This is a genomic window from Enterobacter sp. MG-EB028 (assembly GCF_056673305.1).
Genome location: NZ_CP195079.1, coordinates 4,517,864 through 4,539,169, shown reverse-complemented (window position 1 = coordinate 4,539,169; position 21,306 = coordinate 4,517,864). Strand labels below are relative to the sequence as shown.

18 protein-coding genes are annotated in these 21,306 nt (G+C 53.8%); 8 read left to right on the top strand and 10 right to left on the bottom strand.

Annotated elements, in window-relative coordinates:
* The first annotated feature begins 145 nt into the window (after nucleotides 1-145).
* Both prlC and rsmJ read left to right on the top strand, forming a co-directional pair.
* Nucleotides 146-2,188 carry an oligopeptidase A gene (gene prlC / locus ACR42C_RS21610; protein WP_479984543.1) on the top strand — a complete coding sequence of 681 codons (2,043 nt, stop codon included), beginning with the start codon at nucleotides 146-148 and terminating at the stop codon, nucleotides 2,186-2,188.
* 7 nt (nucleotides 2,189-2,195) lie between these two features.
* Entirely contained in the window at nucleotides 2,196-2,960 is a 765-nt protein-coding gene (gene rsmJ / locus ACR42C_RS21605) for a 16S rRNA (guanine(1516)-N(2))-methyltransferase RsmJ (protein WP_316380220.1), read from the top strand.
* Between the two features lie 78 nt (nucleotides 2,961-3,038).
* On the opposite strand, the gene uspA is transcribed toward rsmJ, so the two are convergent.
* The gene (uspA, locus tag ACR42C_RS21600; protein ID WP_003861223.1) at nucleotides 3,039-3,476 is read right to left on the bottom strand and encodes a universal stress protein UspA; all 438 of its coding nucleotides are present in this window, start codon (nucleotides 3,474-3,476) and stop codon (nucleotides 3,039-3,041) included.
* A gap of 283 nt (nucleotides 3,477-3,759) precedes the next feature.
* Here uspA and uspB point away from each other — a divergent pair, with 283 nt between their 5' ends.
* The gene (gene uspB, locus ACR42C_RS21595; protein WP_003861224.1) at nucleotides 3,760-4,095 is read left to right on the top strand and encodes a universal stress protein UspB; all 336 of its coding nucleotides are present in this window, start codon (nucleotides 3,760-3,762) and stop codon (nucleotides 4,093-4,095) included.
* A 54-nt stretch (nucleotides 4,096-4,149) separates the two neighbouring features.
* Here uspB and pitA read toward each other — a convergent pair whose 3' ends face one another.
* The gene (gene pitA, locus ACR42C_RS21590) at nucleotides 4,150-5,649 is read right to left on the bottom strand and encodes an inorganic phosphate transporter PitA (RefSeq protein WP_116342802.1); all 1,500 of its coding nucleotides are present in this window, start codon (nucleotides 5,647-5,649) and stop codon (nucleotides 4,150-4,152) included.
* A 228-nt stretch (nucleotides 5,650-5,877) separates the two neighbouring features.
* Between pitA and ACR42C_RS21585 the strand changes: the two genes are divergently transcribed.
* Entirely contained in the window at nucleotides 5,878-7,074 is a 1,197-nt protein-coding gene (locus tag ACR42C_RS21585) for a BaiN/RdsA family NAD(P)/FAD-dependent oxidoreductase (RefSeq protein ID WP_479984542.1), read from the top strand.
* 54 nt (nucleotides 7,075-7,128) lie between these two features.
* Here the strand turns inward: ACR42C_RS21585 and ACR42C_RS21580 are convergent, their stop codons facing one another.
* The 5 genes from ACR42C_RS21580 to ACR42C_RS21560 form a co-directional block, all read right to left on the bottom strand.
* Entirely contained in the window at nucleotides 7,129-8,949 is a 1,821-nt protein-coding gene (locus ACR42C_RS21580) for an integrin alpha (protein WP_116342800.1), read from the bottom strand.
* Nucleotides 8,950-9,057: 108 nt separating this feature from the next.
* Complete coding sequence (locus ACR42C_RS21575) at nucleotides 9,058-10,086, bottom strand: fimbrial protein (protein ID WP_163330617.1); 1,029 nt, start codon at nucleotides 10,084-10,086, stop codon at nucleotides 9,058-9,060.
* Nucleotides 10,087-10,088: 2 nt separating this feature from the next.
* Nucleotides 10,089-12,605: a fimbria/pilus outer membrane usher protein gene (locus ACR42C_RS21570; protein WP_479984541.1), complete on the bottom strand. Its 2,517-nt coding sequence runs from the start codon at nucleotides 12,603-12,605 to the stop codon at nucleotides 10,089-10,091.
* Between the two features lie 36 nt (nucleotides 12,606-12,641).
* Nucleotides 12,642-13,325, bottom strand: coding sequence for a fimbrial biogenesis chaperone (locus tag ACR42C_RS21565; protein ID WP_479984540.1), 684 nt, complete (start codon nucleotides 13,323-13,325; stop codon nucleotides 12,642-12,644).
* A gap of 55 nt (nucleotides 13,326-13,380) precedes the next feature.
* Nucleotides 13,381-13,938 carry a fimbrial protein gene (locus ACR42C_RS21560; RefSeq protein ID WP_163330620.1) on the bottom strand — a complete coding sequence of 186 codons (558 nt, stop codon included), beginning with the start codon at nucleotides 13,936-13,938 and terminating at the stop codon, nucleotides 13,381-13,383.
* Nucleotides 13,939-14,573: 635 nt separating this feature from the next.
* Between ACR42C_RS21560 and ACR42C_RS21555 the strand changes: the two genes are divergently transcribed.
* A complete protein-coding gene (locus ACR42C_RS21555; protein ID WP_316380225.1) occupies nucleotides 14,574-15,599 on the top strand; it encodes a TerC/Alx family metal homeostasis membrane protein in 1,026 nt (341 codons plus the stop codon).
* 494 nt (nucleotides 15,600-16,093) lie between these two features.
* On the opposite strand, the gene ACR42C_RS21550 is transcribed toward ACR42C_RS21555, so the two are convergent.
* On the bottom strand, nucleotides 16,094-16,756 hold the full coding sequence (locus ACR42C_RS21550; protein WP_116342789.1) for an HAD family hydrolase: 663 nt from the start codon (nucleotides 16,754-16,756) through the stop codon (nucleotides 16,094-16,096).
* A gap of 239 nt (nucleotides 16,757-16,995) precedes the next feature.
* On the opposite strand from ACR42C_RS21550, the gene ACR42C_RS21545 reads away from it, so the two are divergent.
* Entirely contained in the window at nucleotides 16,996-17,523 is a 528-nt protein-coding gene (locus ACR42C_RS21545; protein ID WP_166712564.1) for an NlpC/P60 family protein, read from the top strand.
* A 5-nt stretch (nucleotides 17,524-17,528) separates the two neighbouring features.
* Here ACR42C_RS21545 and ACR42C_RS21540 read toward each other — a convergent pair whose 3' ends face one another.
* Entirely contained in the window at nucleotides 17,529-18,323 is a 795-nt protein-coding gene (locus ACR42C_RS21540) for an SDR family NAD(P)-dependent oxidoreductase (protein ID WP_163330665.1), read from the bottom strand.
* Between the two features lie 32 nt (nucleotides 18,324-18,355).
* Nucleotides 18,356-19,237 (bottom strand): LysR family transcriptional regulator, encoded by an 882-nt coding sequence (locus ACR42C_RS21535; RefSeq protein WP_316380227.1) that lies wholly within the window; start codon nucleotides 19,235-19,237, stop codon nucleotides 18,356-18,358.
* Between the two features lie 99 nt (nucleotides 19,238-19,336).
* Here ACR42C_RS21535 and ACR42C_RS21530 point away from each other — a divergent pair, with 99 nt between their 5' ends.
* Complete coding sequence (locus ACR42C_RS21530) at nucleotides 19,337-19,843, top strand: phenolic acid decarboxylase (RefSeq protein ID WP_061096823.1); 507 nt, start codon at nucleotides 19,337-19,339, stop codon at nucleotides 19,841-19,843.
* Nucleotides 19,844-20,166: 323 nt separating this feature from the next.
* Complete coding sequence (arnB, locus tag ACR42C_RS21525) at nucleotides 20,167-21,306, top strand: UDP-4-amino-4-deoxy-L-arabinose aminotransferase (RefSeq protein WP_479985217.1); 1,140 nt, start codon at nucleotides 20,167-20,169, stop codon at nucleotides 21,304-21,306.

The window sequence follows — 21,306 nt, the reverse complement described above, 5'->3', positions numbered from 1 at the left end:
CCACAGTTTACAGCAGAACGGCACAGATTACCCGTAGGCCCGGTAAGCGCGGCTATTGAAATCCTCTACACTTAACCCCATTACTGAACAATATGCACAGCGCCGGATGCGCGCTTCATTCACCTATTTCAACAGGACAGCGTTTATGACCAATCCATTACTGACGCCTTTTTCGTTGCCGCCGTTTTCTAAAATCCTCCCTGAGCATGTTGTTCCAGCCGTTACCCGGTCGCTGGAAAACTGCCGTGCGGCGGTAGAAAGCGTGGTTGCGCAGGGCGGGCCGTACACCTGGGAAAATCTGTGTCAGCCGCTGGCCGAAGTGGACGACGTGCTGGGGCGCATCTTCTCCCCGGTGAGCCACCTGAACTCGGTTAAAAACAGCCCGGAACTGCGCGAAGCTTACGAACAAACCCTGCCGCTGCTCTCTGAGTACAGCACCTGGGTTGGTCAGCACGAAGGGCTGTACAAAGCCTACCGCGACCTGCGCGACGGCGACCACTATGCTGAACTGAACACGGCGCAGAAAAAATCCGTCGATAACGCCCTGCGTGATTTTGAGCTGTCCGGTATCGGTCTGCCAAAAGAGAAACAGGTTCGCTACGGTGAAATCGCCGCGCGCCTGTCCGAGCTGGGCAACCAGTACAGCAACAACGTCCTCGACGCCACCATGGGCTGGACAAAGCTGATTACCGACGAAGCGGAACTGGCCGGTATGCCGGAAAGCGCGCTGGCGGCGGCAAAAGCCCAGGCCGAAGCGAAAGAGCAGGAAGGTTTCCTGTTAACGCTGGATATCCCAAGCTATCTGCCGGTGATGACCTACTGCGACAACCAGGCCCTGCGCGAAGAGATGTATCGCGCGTACAGCACACGCGCCTCCGATCAGGGGCCGAATGCCGGTAAGTGGGATAACAGCCCGGTGATGGCGGAGATCCTCGCCCTGCGCCACGAGCTGGCCCAGCTGCTCGGCTTCGACAGCTACGCCGATAAATCCCTCGCCACCAAAATGGCGGAGAACCCGCAGCAGGTACTCGACTTCCTGACCGATCTGGCGAAACGCGCCCGTCCTCAGGGTGAGAAAGAGCTGGCCCAGCTGCGCGCCTTCGCGAAAGCGGAGTTCGGCGTAGACGAGCTGCAGCCGTGGGATATCGCTTACTACAGCGAAAAACAGAAGCAGCACCTCTACAGCATCAGCGACGAGCAGCTGCGCCCGTACTTCCCGGAAAACAAAGCCGTTAACGGCCTGTTCGAAGTGGTGAAACGCATCTATGGCATCACCGCCAAAGAGCGTACTGATATCGACGTATGGCACCCGGACGTGCGCTTCTTCGAGCTGTATGACGAGAAAAACGAGCTGCGCGGCAGCTTCTACCTTGACCTCTACGCGCGTGAAAACAAGCGCGGCGGGGCGTGGATGGACGACTGCGTGGGCCAGATGCGTAAAGCCGACGGCTCCCTGCAGAAGCCGGTCGCCTACCTGACCTGTAACTTCAACCGTCCGGTGAACGGCAAGCCTGCGCTGTTCACTCACGACGAAGTGATTACCCTGTTCCACGAGTTCGGTCACGGCCTGCACCATATGCTGACCCGCATCGAAACCGCAGGCGTTGCCGGCATCAGCGGCGTGCCGTGGGATGCGGTCGAGCTGCCAAGCCAGTTTATGGAAAACTGGTGCTGGGAGCCGGACGCGCTGGCGTTTATCTCCGGTCACTATGAAACCGGCGAACCGCTGCCGAAAGCGCTGCTGGATAAAATGCTGGCGGCGAAAAACTACCAGGCGGCAATGTTCATCCTGCGTCAGCTGGAGTTCGGCCTGTTCGACTTCCGCCTGCACGCGGAGTTTAGCCCGGAGCAGGGCGCGAAAATCCTTGAAACCCTGGCCGAGATTAAAAAGCAGGTTGCCGTTATTCCAGGGCCAACCTGGGGCCGCTTCCCGCACGCGTTCAGCCACATCTTCGCGGGCGGCTACGCGGCGGGCTACTACAGCTACCTGTGGGCCGACGTGCTGGCGGCGGATGCCTTCTCTCGCTTCGAAGAAGAGGGGATCTTCAACCGCGAAACCGGCCAGTCGTTCCTCGACAACATCCTGACCCGTGGCGGGTCTGAAGAGCCAATGGTGCTGTTCAAACGCTTCCGCGGCCGCGAGCCGCAGCTGGATGCGATGCTTGAACATTACGGGATCAAAGGCTGATTGTTACGTGAAGATCTGCTTAGTTGATGAAACGGGCGCCGGAGACGGCGCCTTATCCGTTCTGGCGGCCCGCTGGGGGCTGGAGCACGACGAAGAGAACCTGATGGCGCTGGTGATGACGACAGCGCATCTCGAATTACGCAAGCGCGACGAACCGAAGCTCGGCGGGATTTTTGTCGACTTCGTTGGCGGGGCGATGGCGCACCGGCGCAAGTTCGGCGGCGGTCGCGGCGAAGCGGTGGCCAAAGCGGTCGGCATTAAAGGAAGCTATCTCCCGGACGTGGTGGACGCCACGGCGGGGCTGGGGCGTGATGCCTTTGTGCTGGCGTCGGTGGGCTGTCATGTGCGCATGCTGGAGCGCAATCCGGTGGTGGCCGCGCTGCTCGACGACGGGCTAGCGCGAGGCTACGCAGACCCGGAAATCGGCCCGTGGCTGCAGGAGCGCTTGCAGCTTATCCACGCTTCAAGCCTGACGGCGCTGACCGATATCACCCCGCGCCCGCAGGTGGTCTATCTCGACCCTATGTTCCCGCATAAGCAGAAAAGCGCGCTGGTGAAGAAAGAGATGCGGGTGTTTCAGTCGCTGGTGGGGCCGGATTTAGACGCAGATGGCCTGCTGGAGCCGGCTCGTCAGCTCGCGACGAAGCGGGTGGTGGTGAAGCGTCCGGACTACGCGCCGCCGCTGGCGGACGTTGCCACGACCAACGCGGTGACCACTAAAGGACACCGGTTTGATATTTATGTCCCCTCACCCCAACCCCTCTCCCCATAGGGGCGAGGGGCTCGATCGTTCCCTCTCCCCTATGGGGAGAGGGTTAGGGTGAGGGGTAAGCTAAGGTTTGTGCCTTACTTACTCGTCTTCTTCGTCACGCAGTGGAACAATCAGCATATCCACGTGAACGGTGTTAATCAGCTGGCGCGCGGAAGACATCAGCTTGCTCCAGAAGTCCTGATGGTGTCCGCATACCACCAGATCCATATCGTATTTCTTAATCGCATCAACCAGTACCTGGCCCAGGTCGCCGCTGCCGCTCAGGGTTTCGGTGATTGGATAGCCCGCGTTGGTGGACAGTTCGCTCAGGGCATGGTGAGTCTCTTCGGAGATGCGTTTCTGCATATCGCCGAGATTTACGTCGATCAGACCGGTGTAGAGGTCGGAGTAATTCACATCAACGTGAATCAGGGAGACTTTCGCGTTGTAGGGACGTGCCATGGATACTGCTTTATCAACCAGCACTTTGCTCTCCGGAGAGAGGTCTACCGCGATGAGAATGTGTTTGTAAGCCATAGTGTTACTCCTTCCTTAAGTTATCGATGACTAAATGAGAATGCCGTCGTCTGATACTTTCATTACGGCCCAGTTAAACATATTTTTCAAGCTTTGGTGTTGATAACGATTAACCTTGTGGCAAAAAAATTAACGGATCTCCTACACTATTTAATGAGCCGTTCGGATATTAAAACGCGAACCGGATCGACTTTTGGTCATTCTTTCACTGAACTGTCTGTCAGGGCATTGGGGTGCGGTAGCTCAGGAGCCTTGCTTCGTGGGCGGACGCCGGGGAGGATGTATGATTAGCACCGTCGCATTGTTTTGGGCGTTATGCGTAGTTTGCATAGTGAATATGGCGCGCTACTTCTCATCGTTACGTGCGCTGTTAGTGGTACTTCGTGGTTGCGATCCGTTGCTGTATCAGTATGTGGACGGTGGAGGGTTCTTCACCTCGCATGGACAGCCCAGCAAGCAGATGCGTCTGGTCGGGTATATCTACTACCAGCGCTACCGCGATCATCACGATGAAGAGTTTATCCGTCGCTGCGAGCGTCTGCGTCGTCAGTTCATTTTGACCAGCGCCCTGTGCGGGCTGGTCGTGGTCAGTATGATTGCATTGATGATTTGGCACTGAGCATAAAAAAAGCGGGCCAGTTTCCTGACCCGCTTTTTTGTCGCCTTCAAGCGATTAAATCAGCTTCAACGAAATCCAGTACAGACCGCCAGACAGCAGGATGGACGCCGGAAGGGTGAACACCCAGGCCATCAGAATGTTGGTCACGGTTTTGCGCTGCAGACCGCCGCCGTCAACAATCATGGTACCTGCCACGGACGAGGAGAGTACGTGAGTGGTGGATACCGGCATACCGGTATAGCTCGCCAGACCGATAGATACCGCCGCCGTCATCTGCGCGGACATACCCTGCGCATAGGTCATGCCTTTCTTACCGATCTTCTCGCCGATGGTGGTCGCTACACGACGCCAGCCAATCATTGTACCAATACCCAGTGCCAGCGCGACGGCCATGATGATCCAGATAGGCGCGTACTCGATGGTGTTGAGCATGTCGCTTTTCAGTTTCTTCAGCAGACGTTTGTCGTCAGCATTCACCTCTGGCAGCTTCGCGACTTTATCGGTCACGTCAGAGATGCAGAGCATGATACGACGCAGTTGACCACGCTGTTCAACGGCCAGTTTGTCGTAGCTTTCGATATTACCCAGCATGCCCTTGGCGCGTTCCAGCGCGTTAATCGCGTTAGCCGGATGGCAGTGGAATTCGCCCGGTGCCGTCGTCGCACCTGATTCCGGGGAAGGGATCAGCTGATCAACGCCGGTCGCTTTTTTCAGCAGCTCAGGGTGTTGCTGGAAATAGGTCTCAACGTTGTTGACCGCATCACGGGTACGGGTGATTTCGTAACCAGAAGCGTTCATGTTCACCACGAAGCCCGCCGGTGCGACGCCGATCAGAACCAGCATCACCAGACCAATGCCTTTCTGCCCGTCGTTCGCGCCATGAGAGAAGGCCACGCCGATAGCGGAAATGATCAGGGCGATACGCGTCCAGAACGGCGGCTTTTTCTTGCCGTCTTTCTTCTCACGCTCAGCTGGCGTCAGGTGGATACGCGCGCGTTTCTTCGTGTTGCTCCAGTAGCGACGCAGGATGAAAATCAATCCACCCGCAACCACCAGGCCCACGATAGGGGAGATGATCAGAGAGCCGAAAATACCCAGTACTTTAGGCAGGTTCAGTGCATCAACAACCGATGTCCCGGTCATCAGGGCGTTGGTTAACCCGATACCGATAATCGCGCCGATGAGGGTGTGAGAGCTGGATGCAGGCAGGCCGAAATACCAGGTACCGAGGTTCCAGATAATGGCAGCAAGCAGCATTGAGAACACCATGGCAAGGCCATGACCGGAACTCACGTTAAGCAGCAGATCCGTTGGCAGCATATGCACGATGGCATACGCAACGCTCAGTCCGCCCAGGAGGACACCAAAAAAGTTAAATACCGCCGCCATAACGACCGCAAGCTGCGATCGCATTGCGCGAGTGTAGATAACCGTTGCTACTGCGTTTGCAGTGTCGTGGAAGCCGTTGATCGCTTCGTAAAACAGTACAAAAACCAGAGCAAGCAATAGTAAAAGCCCGGTATGTAAATCCAGGCCGGCAAACAAATGTAGCATAGGACGTTACGCCATTTTGAGGACATGAACGCGGCGCATTATCCAGGACAAATGCGCAACGGGCAAAGTGAAATATAGACTTTTTTTGACATACCACCTGATTTGAGAAAAGTGCCTGAAAGGATAATCGTTAAATTTCAATGGAATGGCTTTGTAATATCTTTTTACGCTGGTGTGACCACAGAGGAAACTTTACAATCCGCGGCAGTTAACGAAGAGGGTTTTGACGTGGAAAGGTTTGATGCCGTGGTAATTGGCGCCGGTGCGGCGGGTATGTTTTGTGCGGCGATGGCCGGACAGGCGGGTCGTCGCGTACTGTTGCTGGACAACGGAAAAAAGCCAGGCCGCAAAATCCTGATGTCGGGCGGCGGGCGCTGCAACTTCACCAATCTTTATGTCGAACCCGCGGCCTATTTGAGCCAGAACCGTCATTTTTGCAAATCTGCGCTGGCGCGATATACCCAGTGGGACTTTATCGACCTGGTGGGTAAGCACGGCATCGCGTGGCATGAAAAGACCCTGGGGCAGCTGTTCTGCGACGACTCCGCGCAGCAGATTGTCGATATGCTGGTGGCCGAGTGCGAGAAGGGCGGCGTGGTGATGCGCCTGCGCACGGAAGTGCTGGAGGTGGCTCGCGACGAGCAGGGGTACACGCTGCAGCTGAACGGTGACACCGTCAGCGCCGATAACCTGGTCATCGCCAGCGGCGGTCTGTCGATGCCGGGGCTGGGCGCGTCACCGTTCGGCTATAAAATCGCCGAACAGTTTGGCCTGAAGGTTCTGCCAACCCGCGCCGGGCTGGTGCCGTTCACGCTGCATAAGCCGCTGCTGGAGCAGCTTCAGACGCTTTCCGGCGTCTCTGTACCTTCAGTCATTACTGCAGAAGACGGGACGGTATTCCGCGAAAACCTGCTCTTTACCCACCGCGGTCTCTCCGGCCCGGCGGTACTGCAAATCTCCAGCTACTGGCAGCCGGGGGAATTCGTCACGGTTAACCTGCTCCCGGACTGCGATCTCGACGCGTTCCTTAACGAGCAGCGTACCGCGCACCCGAATCAGAGCCTGAAAAACACCCTGGCGATGCAGCTGCCAAAACGTCTGGTTGAATGTTTGCAGGTGCTGGGGCAGATCCCGGACGTGTCGCTCAAGCAGCTTAACAGCCGCGAGCAGGAAGCGTTGGTGGATACGCTAACGAACTGGCGCGTTCAGCCAAACGGCACCGAGGGGTATCGCACGGCGGAAGTGACGCTGGGCGGCGTTGACACGAATGAGCTTTCTTCACGCACGATGGAAGCGCGTAACGTACCGGGGCTCTACTTTATCGGCGAAGTGATGGACGTTACCGGCTGGCTCGGCGGATATAATTTCCAGTGGGCGTGGTCGAGCGCCTGGGCGTGCGCGCAGGCGCTGCAAAACGCGCAATAAATTGCCGGGGAGTCTCCTCCCCGGCAGTGTTGCTCCATTCAGATGATGTAAGAATTAATCCGGGATGATGTAATCCGCAATGCGGAAGGTGACTTTACCCGTCCAGCTGTTATCACGGTAAGAACCAATGGCGAGACTGTCCTGAGTGAAGCCATTGAAGTTCCCGGCCGCAATGGAGGCACCGAATTTTTCATACTGATTTTTACCCCAGTAGACTTTCGCAACACCTTCACTCACCAGCGTATTAATATCGATCATGCCTTCATCATCAGCGTAATCATCCAGGCTTTTACCGCCGTTGATCACATACACGGCGCCGACCTGAGTGCCGCTGGAGTTCAGCGCATTCGGATCGCCAATCACCAGATCCTTCTTACCGTCACCGTTCAAGTCCACATTACCGAGAATGCTGTTCCCGAACCCTGCCAGCTTGCTGCCAGGCCTGTCGGCGTAGATAGCATAGCCATCTCGTACGCTAAATTTTTTGTTGTAGTTCAGCCGGGTGTGCGCCGCATCAAGGAACAGGGATGATGGCAGCTTACTGCCGTCGGTCTTACCTTTGATAATCCAGACCAGCCCGGAACGTTTTTTATCGATACCCATGTCGGCAGGGGCGCTAATCGCAAAAGCGTTATAATGTGTACTCAGGAAGTTACCTAACGGCGTAATGGTGCCGTTATTGGGCTTATCCTGCGTATAGGCGCTATGATCGTTACTCCCTTCACCTCCGCCGGACTGACCGCCAAGGAAAGCTGCCCCCATACCGTGAATGCGGGTTGCCTGCGTCGCGTTTAACGAGGCAATGTCGAGATTCCCCTGGTTGAAGCTGCTGCCGTAGACAAGATAAGCCGTACCGCGCCCATCAGTGCCGCTGTTTTCGGATTTACGGCCTTCATTGACGGATTCCGGGTCGACGATCAGATAATCACTGAAGCCGTCGCCGTTAATATCCCCGACATCGCTGATCTGCTGTCCAAGGTTGTAGTTAAGCGGTTTCTCCGGACCGTTGGTGGCGGTCATCTGCGGACGAATATAGGCGCCGGTTGCGGCAGGGATCTCCCAGTCGCCCAGGTTGTTGCGCTTAATATCGATATTCTGCCACTGGTCGCCTGGCTTTTGGGCGCCGTAGATAATGACCGCGCCGCCGCGTCCGCCAGTGCCTTCGATATCGCCGATAGCGAGATCGACCATCTTGTTAGCCACTGCAGAATTTTTATATTTAATTGGGCCTACCGCGGCGCCAAACCAGCCGCCGGTATTCGCATTGCCTGAAGAATTCACCGTACGGATGCGAATACCCAGGCGAGCGTCGCCGTTGTCGATATCATTGAGGTCAATCTGATTAGAAAGACGCGCGCCTGTACGGTGATGCGGCCCGCCCCAGATAATATAGACCTGATCATGCCAGTGGGAGGCGATAACTAAATCGTCATATCCATCACCGTTAATATCACCAATTTTGCGTACCGCAACGCCCATCCATTTTGTCGTCACTGAGCCGGGCTTATTCGCTTTATTGCTGTGGAAGATTTTAAGCGCGTTTTGCGGATCGAATTCACCTACGTTGTTCACTTCCTGCATGGTTTTACCGCCGGAAGTTCCGAAAATAACGTAGGCAATCCCTTTCGCGCCATCCCCCCAGGGGGCCGTGATCACAATATCTTCGCCCGCGATATGTGTGCCGTTGTCCTTATCGGAAAACTTACCGATAGTGGTCATTGTCATACCGAAATAGTCATTACTCTTTTCACCCTTGATGGCGAAAGGCGCTGAGTAGGGCTCAATATCGCTGGCGATGGCCTGAGATGCCGTGAAGCCTGTACCTAATAAGGCCGCAATGCAAAATGCTATGCGCGTTTTACTTTTTAGTTTCATGCTATATATCCTTATACAAATCCATTTTTAAATACCCGGCAACTCATTTCTATAGCGCTATGAGTTGCAGTGAAATAAGACCTTTCTTTAGTGGATTAAGTTTTTTCTTTATTTGAACTCGAAATCCAGCGTTGATGTGGCTTCAAATTTCCCCGGTTCTGGAGATTTTTCTCCTTGTTGCACGGGCGTAGCTACAATAGTGACATTACCCTCCTGTGTCGGAATGGCCGAACTGCTGCCATCAATTTTATTACCGTTGTGTTCAAGTTTTATCCCTAAATCGTTGCGATCCCCTCCTTCTTTGTTACGGGTTCTGATAAAACCAGCGTCATTAAAATCGGAGGTGCGAAATTTAATATTCGCCTTGCTGACATCCGCTTCGTCATCACAGGTTACGTTGAGCGGAATGCTTTTTTGCTTACTGTTGGCTTCAGGCGTAAATTCATTTGCTGGAATATCACCAAACGGGATGTTAATGGGTTCTCCGCCATTAATCGTACAATTTGGCGGGATAGTAATACTCATTTCAAAGCTGAGTTTCACAAATGGTTTAGTGGGATCGAAATCACCTGATTTTTTTCGGGCGTAAACTGTAAGTAGCTCTTGTGCAGGGTATACATGATGGCCTGTGATCTTCTTGGTTAACTCTACTGAAACCGTCCCGCTAGAACCCGTTTTAAACGGATGTTCTTCATTAACATCGTCACAGTCGAGATTCGTTATGTTTTGATTATCTACCCCTGAAAGATTTTGCAAATCAACAGTCGCTTGATTTTGGATAGTACCACCAATGTCTATCCTAAAGCCGATATTAATACCTTTCTCTTCATCGAATGGATAGTAAATAAACTCGCCATTACGTTTACCACTTCCCGATTTCAGCACGTCACTGGTAAATTTAAAGAAGACACTTTCTTTATCGGACGAGTTTTTACAGAAGCATATGCCCGAAAAGTTTTGATTATTATCCCATCCCTCCTGTACAGACCCTGGTATATGTTCGGCAGTGAGATTTTTGCTAATCGGAAAAACGGTTGCTCCGCCAATTGGCCAGCAACTGCCCGGAATAGCAGCAAAGGCAGGCGATCCCATCAATCCGCCTGCTGCCAGGCACACGAGTAACGCTAATTTTTTCATGATTAATTCCTTACATCATTAACGGGTTTTTTGCAGATCTGTGTTAACTGCACAATTCCGCTAATCGTGGGTTCCTGGCCAGAAAGCTGATAGTTAACCTGGCAACGCTGATTGGGTTTCTTACCCCAGCTCACGTCTAACGTTCCTTTTTCCGCCATCCCTGTGAGGAATACGCTGCCTTCATCACCCACAATGCTGCTGGTGGTGTTTTGAGAAACAACGGCGCCGAATGGAACGGGTTTACCCTGCGCATCTTTCAGGGTCATCATCAGGCGTTTACCCACAGCGGTGGTAAAACGTGCCCGAACGATGGCTCCCCGGGTGGGAACGACTTTATGGCTATTGCTTTCCAGCTCAACATCATCTGGCAGCGTGTCGGGTCTCAGCTGGATTGTGCTCTCCTGATAAGGGGCCAGGTACGGCACCACGGCATATCCCCAGGAGTCGGTACGCACGCCAGCGTGGTTACGGACGCTGACACCTGCGGCATCCGGCGCTTCAACCAGAGCGACCGTTTCACCCAGCGACTGCGCCAGCGTGACGCCATGCGGGTGAACCAGCACGCCGCCTCGCAGGTTATAATTCAGCCGCTGTGCGTCCCGGCTATAGCCATACCCGGCGCCAACCTGCGCATAGCGTCCGCTATAGCTAAGCGATGCATCGCTGCTGTTTGCCTGGCTGCCTGGGTTGATGTTCTGCTGTACGCTCCAGTTCAGGTTATTGTCCTCAAGGGCGCTGCCGCTCAGGGAAACGCTGTGGCCAGGCGAGCGGTTATCTGCTGCGGAAAATGAGTAACCGGCACGTGCAGAGCGGAGCCATTTGTCCAGAGGAACGCTCACGCTCAGGCTGAACAGATTGTCCTGGTTATAGCGACGCTGGTTATCCTCTTTTGTTACGTTCAGATAGTGGCTGTAGTTCAGGCTATAGCTGATACCGTTCCAGCTATTGCCATAGCCCAGCGAGGCAGAGGTCGTGCGTTTTTTGCTGGTGTGGTAATCCTCGCTGACCAGCATGGAGGAGAGATAGCCGAGGTTTTCTCCCAGGTTTTGGTTTAGCGTCAGTTCTGTACGGCTGCGACGTCGCTCCGGGATGGAGTGCTGCGAGTGGTAGCTGCTCAGCGTTTCACCCAGCGTGTAGTAATCGGACGTTGAGTAGCGATAGCCCGCAATCGCAACGTTAGTGCCGGTAGAGAGCAGGTTTTTGTTATAGCGAAGGCGTAGCGACTGCCCCCGGTTTTTCTCTGCATGCTTCGTGGTTGCCCAGGCCTGGGTAATATCAAATGACAGTGCGCCAAAATCACCCATGTTTTTTCCCATGCCAAAGAGCAGGGACTGGTATTGACTGGCGGCCTGCATGCCACCGTATATCGAGGTTTCCCATGGAAGACCGTAAATCAGGCTCCCTTGCGAAAACGGCGCATTCTCAGCATCGCTGCTGCTGGAACGATAGGTGCCGCTAATGACTTCATATTTATATTGTCCTTCCCGCTGCATAACCGCTAACGACGCGTAAGGCACTAAAGAGACTTGCTCGCTGCCATCTGCCTCTTTCACAACCACTTTCAGCTCGCCGCTGCTGCCGAGGTAAAGATCGTTGATGACAAATTCGCCGGGCGGGACATAGCTTTGATAAATGCTGTAGCCATTCTGATAAATGGTGATCTGGGCATTAGTACGGGCGATACCGCGGATTACGGGGGCATAGCCCCGCATGCTTCCCGGAAGCATCTGTTCGTCGGAATAGAGCTGCACGCCGCGAAATGGGGTGCTGTCGAAGACGTCAGAGGTTGAACTATTATCCCCGACAATCAGCTGGCTATTCAGGGCGCTGATATCGCGCTGTAAATAGGTATAGACCGATTCCCAGCGACCGGCTTGCCCCTGGCTATTGCTCCAGGTCGAAAAATTGCGTAAACGCCATGGGCCAACGTTCAGACCCGGACGCAGGCTAAGGTACTGGCTATCGGTTCCCGTCCCGTTATTCGAGGTCCAGCTGGCGCCGCTGTAGTTGTAGCTGAGCGTCAGGCCCGGAATTCCCTGCTCCCGACGCGCGGGATCGATGTATCCGTGAGCCTGGCTGTCCAGGGCCGCCTGGGGAATGCTAAGTCTTAACGCCTGCTCGCTGAAGTCAAACTCGCTGCTCGCGTGCGGGATCGCCGCCAGTTTTGCGCAGCCCTGAGTATCATCCTGCAGCAGCGGGAAGGCAGCCGTTTTTACGCCAAACGACTGAAGCGTCTCCCTGCTAAGGCACGGAGCGAGAATATTTTTATGCTGCGCGTTCTCTTCGAGTCGAAACGTAATATCGCGCGTGTCGATCATTTTATTGTTAAGAAAGAGGTCAACGCGATAAACGCCGGGTGTCTGGCTATCTTTATTCTCAAAGAGAGAAAGGTCGACAGCGGTACGCGGCGCGCCGCCTGTTTCCAGAAAGGCCGGGTCGAAATAATCACTGGCGTATAGTGCGCTGGGTAATATCCAGGCAAAGCAAAGCGCTGGACGAATGCCCCAAAATATAGTCATGAAAAATACCCCTGCGAGGTTATTGTTTTAAAATTGTTATTCTATTTTTTGTGTGATTAACTGGCTGTTGCCGCCATAATCATTGATATATTTCCATTGTACGGTTGCGTTGTTTTTTAGTTGCGCGTTATTCACAGTAATTTTTTTACTGCTTTTAGGTGCCAGCATATCAATCTCTGACCATTTTTTGTTATTGATCATCACCTCCGCAAATGAAATGTAATAAGACGAATTATTGCGTACGATTAGTTCATTATTTTTAACAGACCACTGGACATTCTTGCCAATGTCCCTCGTTTCATCTGCTAAATTCGCCGGGCGATAAAATAATTTGATTCGGGTATTTACCGCTATCTGGAGTTTGTTGACATCCTCTCTTGAAGAGGACGGGATCGATTTTACGTTGAGCCAGAAAAGCGATTCACGATCCTGCGGCAACGCGGCGCCGTTATAGATAATACGTAGTGCGTTGGCTTTACCTCCATCAAGACGAAATAGCGGTGGCGTCACAATAAACGGGGCTTTGGTACCCTGTGTATCATTGCCTTGTACCCAGCTTTGTACCAGGAAAGGGCTGGCAGTATTGTTTCTGACATTAATATTGCTCTCTTTCTTGTCGGCATTATATACCACTCGCGTATTCGATAAGGTCACACTGGCGTGTGACAAACAAGAGCCCAGGAGCAAGGCCAGCAGCGTCAGGTAGCGTTTCCTTAACATAAAACATCCTTGCGTTCCGGGCTATTATTCATAGCCCGGAACTGAGTTGAGTAGTTTATTTATAGATAATGGTGTAATCCGCAACCGCATCTGCTTTACCGGCGGTCACAGTATCAATGGTTGATTTATAACGGGCTGAATACAGCAGAGTGGCTGTCCCCGTGGTGCCATCACCGGTAATAGGAACAAACTTATTTGGGTTTTCACCCAGTCTCATAGGTGTTCCATCTTCATTCAGGAATTCAATACCCAAACCCGTTGCGGCGTCGGCACCGGTTTTAAGCGCGAGCAGATTGTTATCATTAGAATCATAAGCACCGCCAAATCGTGCTCCGGCTTCTTTAAGAACGGCGGTATCGCAGTTGGACAGATCTATCTGGATGCGGTGAATACCCGCAACGTCACCTTTTTCTTTAAACGCCGAAGACGAGATGGTACCCATTTGAATCGTTGGGTTACCTCCCTGACCATTAATATCGACATCACATGTGCTCGCGGTAATGGTGCCCGTGAAGTTGATTTGCCCTGCACCCTTACCAGGATCTGCCGCATGGCTGGAAGGACTGGCAGCGGCAGCCAATAATAATCCCATGGCAATGACGGATTTATTCATCTTTAAACTATTCCTTAGTGTGTAAATGTTAGAACATTATTATTTCAGGTTTGTAACTCAAAAGAGTTGCTGTGTCCGCGAAACGCGGATATTCCGTTAATGCGAAAAGTTAACGTGGGTATTCAGCATTGCTTACCAGTACGTATGAACAATTTCCATCGCCAGAAGTCTGAATATATTGCGTAATCAGGTTAACAAGAGATTAAAAAAAATAAAGTGATAACGCTGTGATTTGTCTTTTGTCTCTTTAAAATCAATTAGTTATGATTCTCTTATCAGGGTTTTATCAGCATTTTTTTGTGAGAATTTTACGGCTTATTTACTACTCGCAGAATATTGTGTTCTGCTCTGACAATAAAATTCTCAGAATAATGAAAGAATAATCTACGAAAGAATAATTTGCCTTTCTGAAAAGGACGCATATGAGGGGTCGTCGTAATGCAGGACAGGATGACATCGCGCTATGCGTTTTTTTACTGCTTCTCTCTCTGGCGATTTTAACATCACATTTACATTGTCGGGCCGGTGCGAAGAAGTGTTATTATTATTCTCTTGCCCGGTGATACGGGCGTTTTCTTCTTTTTGTTGCAAACGTTATCTCTGCCAGCGCGCAGATGAATGTTAAGGATAGATTCATGGCTTCTGCTCATCTCGGTTTCCCGACTGAAACCGTTGTTGTCTTTGTGGTGATGGCCGTTGGGGCGATGTTTATCGACCTCTTCATGCACCGTCACGATAAACCTGTTTCGCTCAAAAGTGCGGCCATGTGGTCCGTTTTCTGGTTCTCGATGGCGATGGCCTTCGCCGGGTTTCTGTATATCCACCACGGCGCCGAGATGGCGAGCCTGTTCCTCACCGGTTACGCACTGGAAGAGGTGCTCTCTATCGATAACCTGTTCGTGATGATGGCGATCTTCGCCTGGTTCGGCGTGCCGGATAAGTACCGTCACCGCGTGCTCTACTGGGGCGTACTGGGGGCGATAGTCTTCCGCGGTATTTTCGTGGCGATCGGCACCAGCCTGCTGAGCTTGGGGCCGTACGTGGAGGTCATTTTCGCGCTGGTCGTCGGCTGGACGGCAGTGATGATGCTCAAACGCAATGAAGAGAGTGATGAAGTGGAGGATTACTCCGGGCATCTCGCTTATCGCTTGGTGAAACGCTTTTACCCGGTCTGGCCAAAAATCAGCAGCCACGCCTTTATTCTGACCCAGAAAGAGGTAGATGCGGAGCTGGAGAAGCCGGAAAACCAGGACGTGACGGTAGGTCGCGTGAAGAAGGCGAAACGCTATGCGACGCCGTTGCTGCTTTGCGTGGCGGTAGTGGAACTCTCTGACGTGATGTTCGCGTTTGACTCCGTGCCGGCCATTATTGCCGTGAGCCGCGAGCCGCTGATTATCTACAGCGCCATGATGTTCGCCATTCTCGGCCTGCGTACGCTCTACTTTGTTCTGGAAGCGCTCAAGCAGTATCTGGTGCACCTTGAGAAAGCGGTGGTGCTGCTGCTGTTCTTCGTGGCGTTCAAGCTGGGGTTAAATGCCACCGACCACTTCTGGCACCACGGTTACAGCATTGGCGCGACGGCCAGCCTGTTTGTGGTGTTAGGTGTGCTGGCGCTGGGGATTATTGCGAGCGTGATGTTCCCGGGGAAACGTACTGCCTGATACATCGCTTTTCTCCCTCTCCCTGTGGGTTGAGGGTTCCCCAGTAATTTTTAAGCAGAAGCAATAATGTTGTTTCAGAACGAGTTAAGGCTTTCAGCGATGCTATGGTCCGGCTGTAAATCGCTGAGGCGTTTCCGTAAGGCCGGGGCGAGGCGCATGGATGCGCCGAGAGGGCGGGCTTTACAGGGATGTTACCTCCGCCCGTCCCCGACAAGCCGGAAGGAATAAGCCGAAGGCACCGCGAAGCGGCGATTTACCGCCGGGAGCCCGGGTCGCCAGGGCGGTGGCGACTGAGCCGCCCTGGCACGTTCACCGGTACAGAAATCACAGAGTAGCAAGGAACATAAAGTGAACGGAATGACCACCAGAGCCGTATGTTCCCCCTCACCCCAGCCCTCTCCCTCAAGGGAGAGGGGGTCGTCCATGCAAACATTATTTTGTGGGGATCCCTCAGCCCACGTGGAGAGGGCCGCGGTGAGGGCAACAGACCGCACCTAACCCTTAATCGGCGAATTCCGGCGCTTGCGCGGATGGTGGAAGTGCCGCCAGTGCGGATCCTGCGCCGCCGCCAGCAGTTCGTGGTCGCCGCGGGTGTCTCCCCAGGCGCGCAGATGATAGGCGTTCAGATCGCCGTACACTTTTTCCAGCCTTGCCACCTTCTGGGCGCAGCGGCAGTTATTTCCCGTGATGCGCCCCGTCAGCTTGCCGTCCTTCACTTCCAGCTGCGTGCCAATTAGCTTGATGCCAAGCTTGTCCGCCCACGGCTGGAGCACCAGCGCCGGAGACGCGGAACAGATAGTCACTTCCGCCCCTGAATTCACCTCAGCCGCCACAGCCAGAACCCCTTCGGGGCGCATCAGCTTGTTCCAGTATTTTTCGCAAAAGGCTTCCGCCTGCTGGCGTAGCCAGCGTTCGTCCACGCCCGTCAGGAACGTTTTGATCAGCACTTCCTTTAGCTCATCGCGCGTCAGCTTGCGGCGCACGCAGTGGAGCGTGGGCAGCGCCATGCGCACCAGGCGACCCGCAAAGTAGCGTTTCCCAAAGGCAAAACGCAGGAAAGGGATAAAGCTGTCGTGGTGCGTGAGCGTCCCATCGAAGTCAAAGACAGAGAGCACGCTGGATTTCGCCACCGTCTCGTCGGCAATCATATTGGTCATAAATACGTCTTAGCTGAAATACACATTCTGTCGATCAGTTTACCTGCTTTACCTGAACAGTCCTTACATCACCACCCTTTTTTTTCTCAATCTTGCGATCTGAAAGTGAGTCCAATTTTGGCCTCAATAATGATTGGTGAAAAAATGAGCTGTCTATATTATCGCCACATCGAAAGATATTTAGGGGGAACGTTGGCCCCCACAGGTAAGGAAAATTCACTCTTAGCTCCTGTTCAGATATGACATTCAGATCGCTTATTTCAATCCTCACGTTAAGTTTTGCTTCGTTTTCCGCACTGAGTTTTCAGCTGCCCGCCTCCATGATCTCGGTGAAGAGTGGCTTTGCGGAATCGCCGGTGAAGTCGGCCCTGCTTCACCAGGAGACGGGCCCACTCCGCTCCCGGATACTGGATCAATACCAGAAATGGAAAGGTACCCACTATCAGTGGGGCGGCACCACGCACCGCGGGGTGGATTGCTCCGCGCTCATGCAGCATCTGTTCAGCGATGCGGCGAATCTTCACTTACCGCGCACGACGAGCGAGCAGATCCATCGCGGTGTGCAGGTGGAGCAATACCGTCTGAAGGCGGGAGATTTAGTCTTCTTCCAGACGGGCCCGAACCGCAAGCACGTCGGTGTTTATATTGGTAACAGCCAGTTTATTCATGCCTCCAGCAGCCAGGGCGTAACGGTTTCAACCCTGACTGATGGCTACTGGCAGGATCGTTACATTACCGCCCGTCGTGTCGCGGGCAGCGCGGCCTGACGATATTAAATAATGTCATCAACAACGCCACCGTCGACGCGCAATGCCGCGCCCGAGGTGGCGGAGGCCTGCGTCGAACAGACATAAATCACCATATTTGCCACCTCTTCAACCGTGGCGGCGCGCTGGATAACCGAGCTGGGGCGGTTGGCCATCACAAACTCTTTCGCCAGTTGCTCCAGCGATTTACCTGTTTTCTCGATCTCATCTTTCATCATTTCAGCGAAACCGTCCGACATCGTCGGGCCCGGCAGCACGCTGTTCACCGTCACGCCGCTTCCCGCCACGAACTTTGCCAGCCCGCGCGCCAGCGAGAGCTGGGCCGTTTTGGTCACCCCGTAGTGGATCATGTCTGCCGGGATATTGCAGGCCGACTCGGAGGAGATAAACACCACGCGGCCCCAGCCTTTTTTCACCATGCCCGGCAGCAGGGCGCGGGAGAGGCGTACGCCGGACATCACGTTGGTCTGCCAGTAGCGTTCCCAGGTTTCATCGTCGGTGCCATAGAAATCCTGCGGGCCGTAAATTCCGGCGTTGTTCACCAGAATATCGACGTCGCTCGCGACCTTCAGCAGGGATTCAACCCCTTCCGCGGTGCTGAGATCGGCAATGGCGGCACGCACCTGCACGCCGGGCACAACCTGCTGCAGCTGCTGAATACCCTTGTTCACCGAGTCGGTGCTGCGGCCATTAACGATCACTTCCGCGCCGCTTTCCGCCAGGCCTCTGGCAATGGCGAACCCGATCCCACCGGTTGAGGCGGTGACCAGGGCCACTTTCCCCGCAAAGTCGATTTTCATCATCAGCTCCTTATCGTTTTAACGTTCGGACCTTAAAGCGTAGCAGGTGATGATGACGGCTCCTGGCTAAAAAGACGCAGCAGCGTCTCGACCTGCTCATCCAGCGGGGCGAGGGTGCGTTTCACGATCAGATGCAGCGGCGTGGCCCGACGAACGCCGTGGCTCAGCGGGAGGATTTTTAGCACGCCTTGCTCCAGCTGGGGCTGAACGCGCTCTTCGGGCAGCCAGCCGTAGCCGACCTGAGAGACGACCGCCTCTATGGCGGCATCAACGGTCGAGAATGTCCACGACTCGCCCGCAGCCCGCGCGGCGTTCTGGCTGTCCGCTATCTGGATAAGCGGCCACGGGCGCAGCATCTCATCACTCAGCGGCGCGTCGAGGCCAAAGAGGGGATGCTGGTGATGCGCGACGGCGACAAAGTCGATATTCATCAGCCATTCGCCGAGCCCGGTAATGTCCTGGCGGCGGGTTAAGACCATCACATCGGCCTCGTTGTTCATGACATCGGCGCGGGTATTTTCAAGCACCTCCGTGAGGCGGACCTGAGTTTGCGGATACTGTTGCTGGAACTGGCGCAGAATGGCGAACAGGCGGCGGCGGGGGAAAATGGAGTCCACCACCAGATCCAACCGCGTGCGCATCCCGTTACGAAGGGTCGCCGCGCGCGTCTCGACGTACGAAAACGCTTTTAGCAAAGGTTTCACCTGGCTGAGAAGCAGTTCTCCGGCCGGGGTTAACACCGCCCGGCGCCCCTCTGGCGCCAGCAGCGCCACGCCCAGCCGCTCCTGCAGCAGCGACAGGTTATAGCTTACCGATGACTGGCTGCGGTGGGTTTCTTCCGCGGCTTTGGCAAAGCTGCCCGCGTCCACCACTTTTTCCAGTAAAGCCCACTGTTCCAGCGTCGTCTTGTGCATAACGTATCTAAATTTTGGATGAATTTGATTAAAACATAGCGTTATTCATTCATTTTTTGAAGGTTTAAGATCGTCTCATCAAAACGAAGGAGACATTTTATGAACACATTCGACAAACACGACTTGAGCGGCTTCGTTGGTAAACATCTGGTATATACCTACGATAACGGCTGGAATTACGAAATTTACATCAAAAATGAAAACACCATCGACTACCGTATTCACAGCGGTCTGGTGGGTAATCGCTGGGTGAAAGATCAGCGGGTGTATATCGTTCGCGTCGGTGAAAGCATCTATAAAATTTCCTGGACCGAGCCAACCGGCACCGACGTCAGCCTGATTGCGAACCTGGGTGACCGACTGTTCCACGGCACCATCTTCTTCCCACGCTGGGTCATGAATAACCCGGAAAAAACCGTCTGCTTCCAGAACGATCACATTCCGCTGATGAACAGCTATCGCGACGCTGGCCCGACCTATCCAACGGAAGTGATTGATGAATTCGCAACAATCACCTTTGTACGCGACTGTGGTGCCAATGATGAAAGCGTGATTGCCTGTGCGGCCAGCGAGTTACCGGAAAACTTTCCCGATAACTTAAAATAAGCGCGACAATTAACTAAAAAGAAAAGTTCCCGGCTATTTCTTCTTTTTAAGAAATAGCCGGGATTTTTTTTGTTTGTTGATGTCTGGTTTAAAATAACATTTTGTAAAAATTGAATTGGATCACGAAATAAATAATTCATAATTATATAAGTGACTGTTTATAAATGAAATGATGGTGTTTTTGTTACATCTGGAATACGCATCTTAATTTTTCCCTAAGAAATGAACGATACCTTGATATGAGTTTATGGTTCGTTGAAATAAACGAACAGGCAATTGGTTAATATCAAGCGCGTGCCATTCTTATTGCAAGGAAATTAATGATGAGTGATTTTTTGCCTTTTTCCCGCCCGTCGATGGGTAATGAGGAATTAGCGGCGTTGCAGGAGGTTTTAACCTCCGGCTGGATCACCACCGGGCCTAAAAATCAGGAACTTGAAGCGGCATTTTGTCAGCAGACGGGGAACCAGCACGCGATTGCCGTCTGTTCGGCGACGGCGGGCATGCACGTCACGCTGATGGCGCTGGATATTGGCCCGGGCGATGAGGTCATTACCCCCTCTCAGACCTGGGTCTCCACGCTGAATATGATCGTGTTGCTGGGCGCCACGCCGGTCATGATCGATGTGGACAAAGAGACATTGATGGTCACGCCGGAAGCGGTTGAAGCCGCCGTTACCCCGCGTACCAAAGCGATTATTCCGGTGCATTATGCCGGCGCGCCGTGTGATATCGACGCCATTCATGCCGTCGGCGAGCGTCACGGTATTCCGGTGATTGAAGACGCGGCCCATGCCGCCGGAACGTACTACAAGAACCGTCACGTGGGCTGGAAAGGCACGGCGATTTTTTCCTTCCACGCCATCAAAAACATGACCTGCGCGGAAGGCGGTTTAGTCGTCACGGATAATGCCCGGCTGGCACAGCGGATCCGCAGTCTGAAATTCCACGGTCTGGGCGTCGATGCCTATGACCGCCAGACGCACGGCCGTGCGCCGCAGGCGGAAGTGATCGCGCCGGGGTATAAATACAACCTGGCGGATATCAACGCCGCGCTGGCGCTGGTACAGCTGGGCAAGCTGAAAGAGGCCAATAAACGCCGTGAGGAAATCGCGCAACGCTACCTGCGCGAACTTGCCGATACGCCGTTCCAGCCGCTCACCATTCCGTCATGGCCGCACGTACACGCCTGGCATCTGTTTATTATTCGCGTTGATGAAGCGCGCTGCGGGATCTCACGCGACGGCCTGATGGCGGCGCTGAAGGAGAAAGGCATCGGCACCGGCCTCCACTTCCGAGCGGCGCATACGCAAAAATACTATCGCGAGCGTTTTCCTGATGTATCGCTTCCGAATTCGGAATGGAACAGCGCGCGTATTTGTTCTCTCCCTCTTTTCCCGGACATGACTCATGACGACACAACCCGCGTCATTACCGCGCTCCATCAGCTTGCAGGACATTGA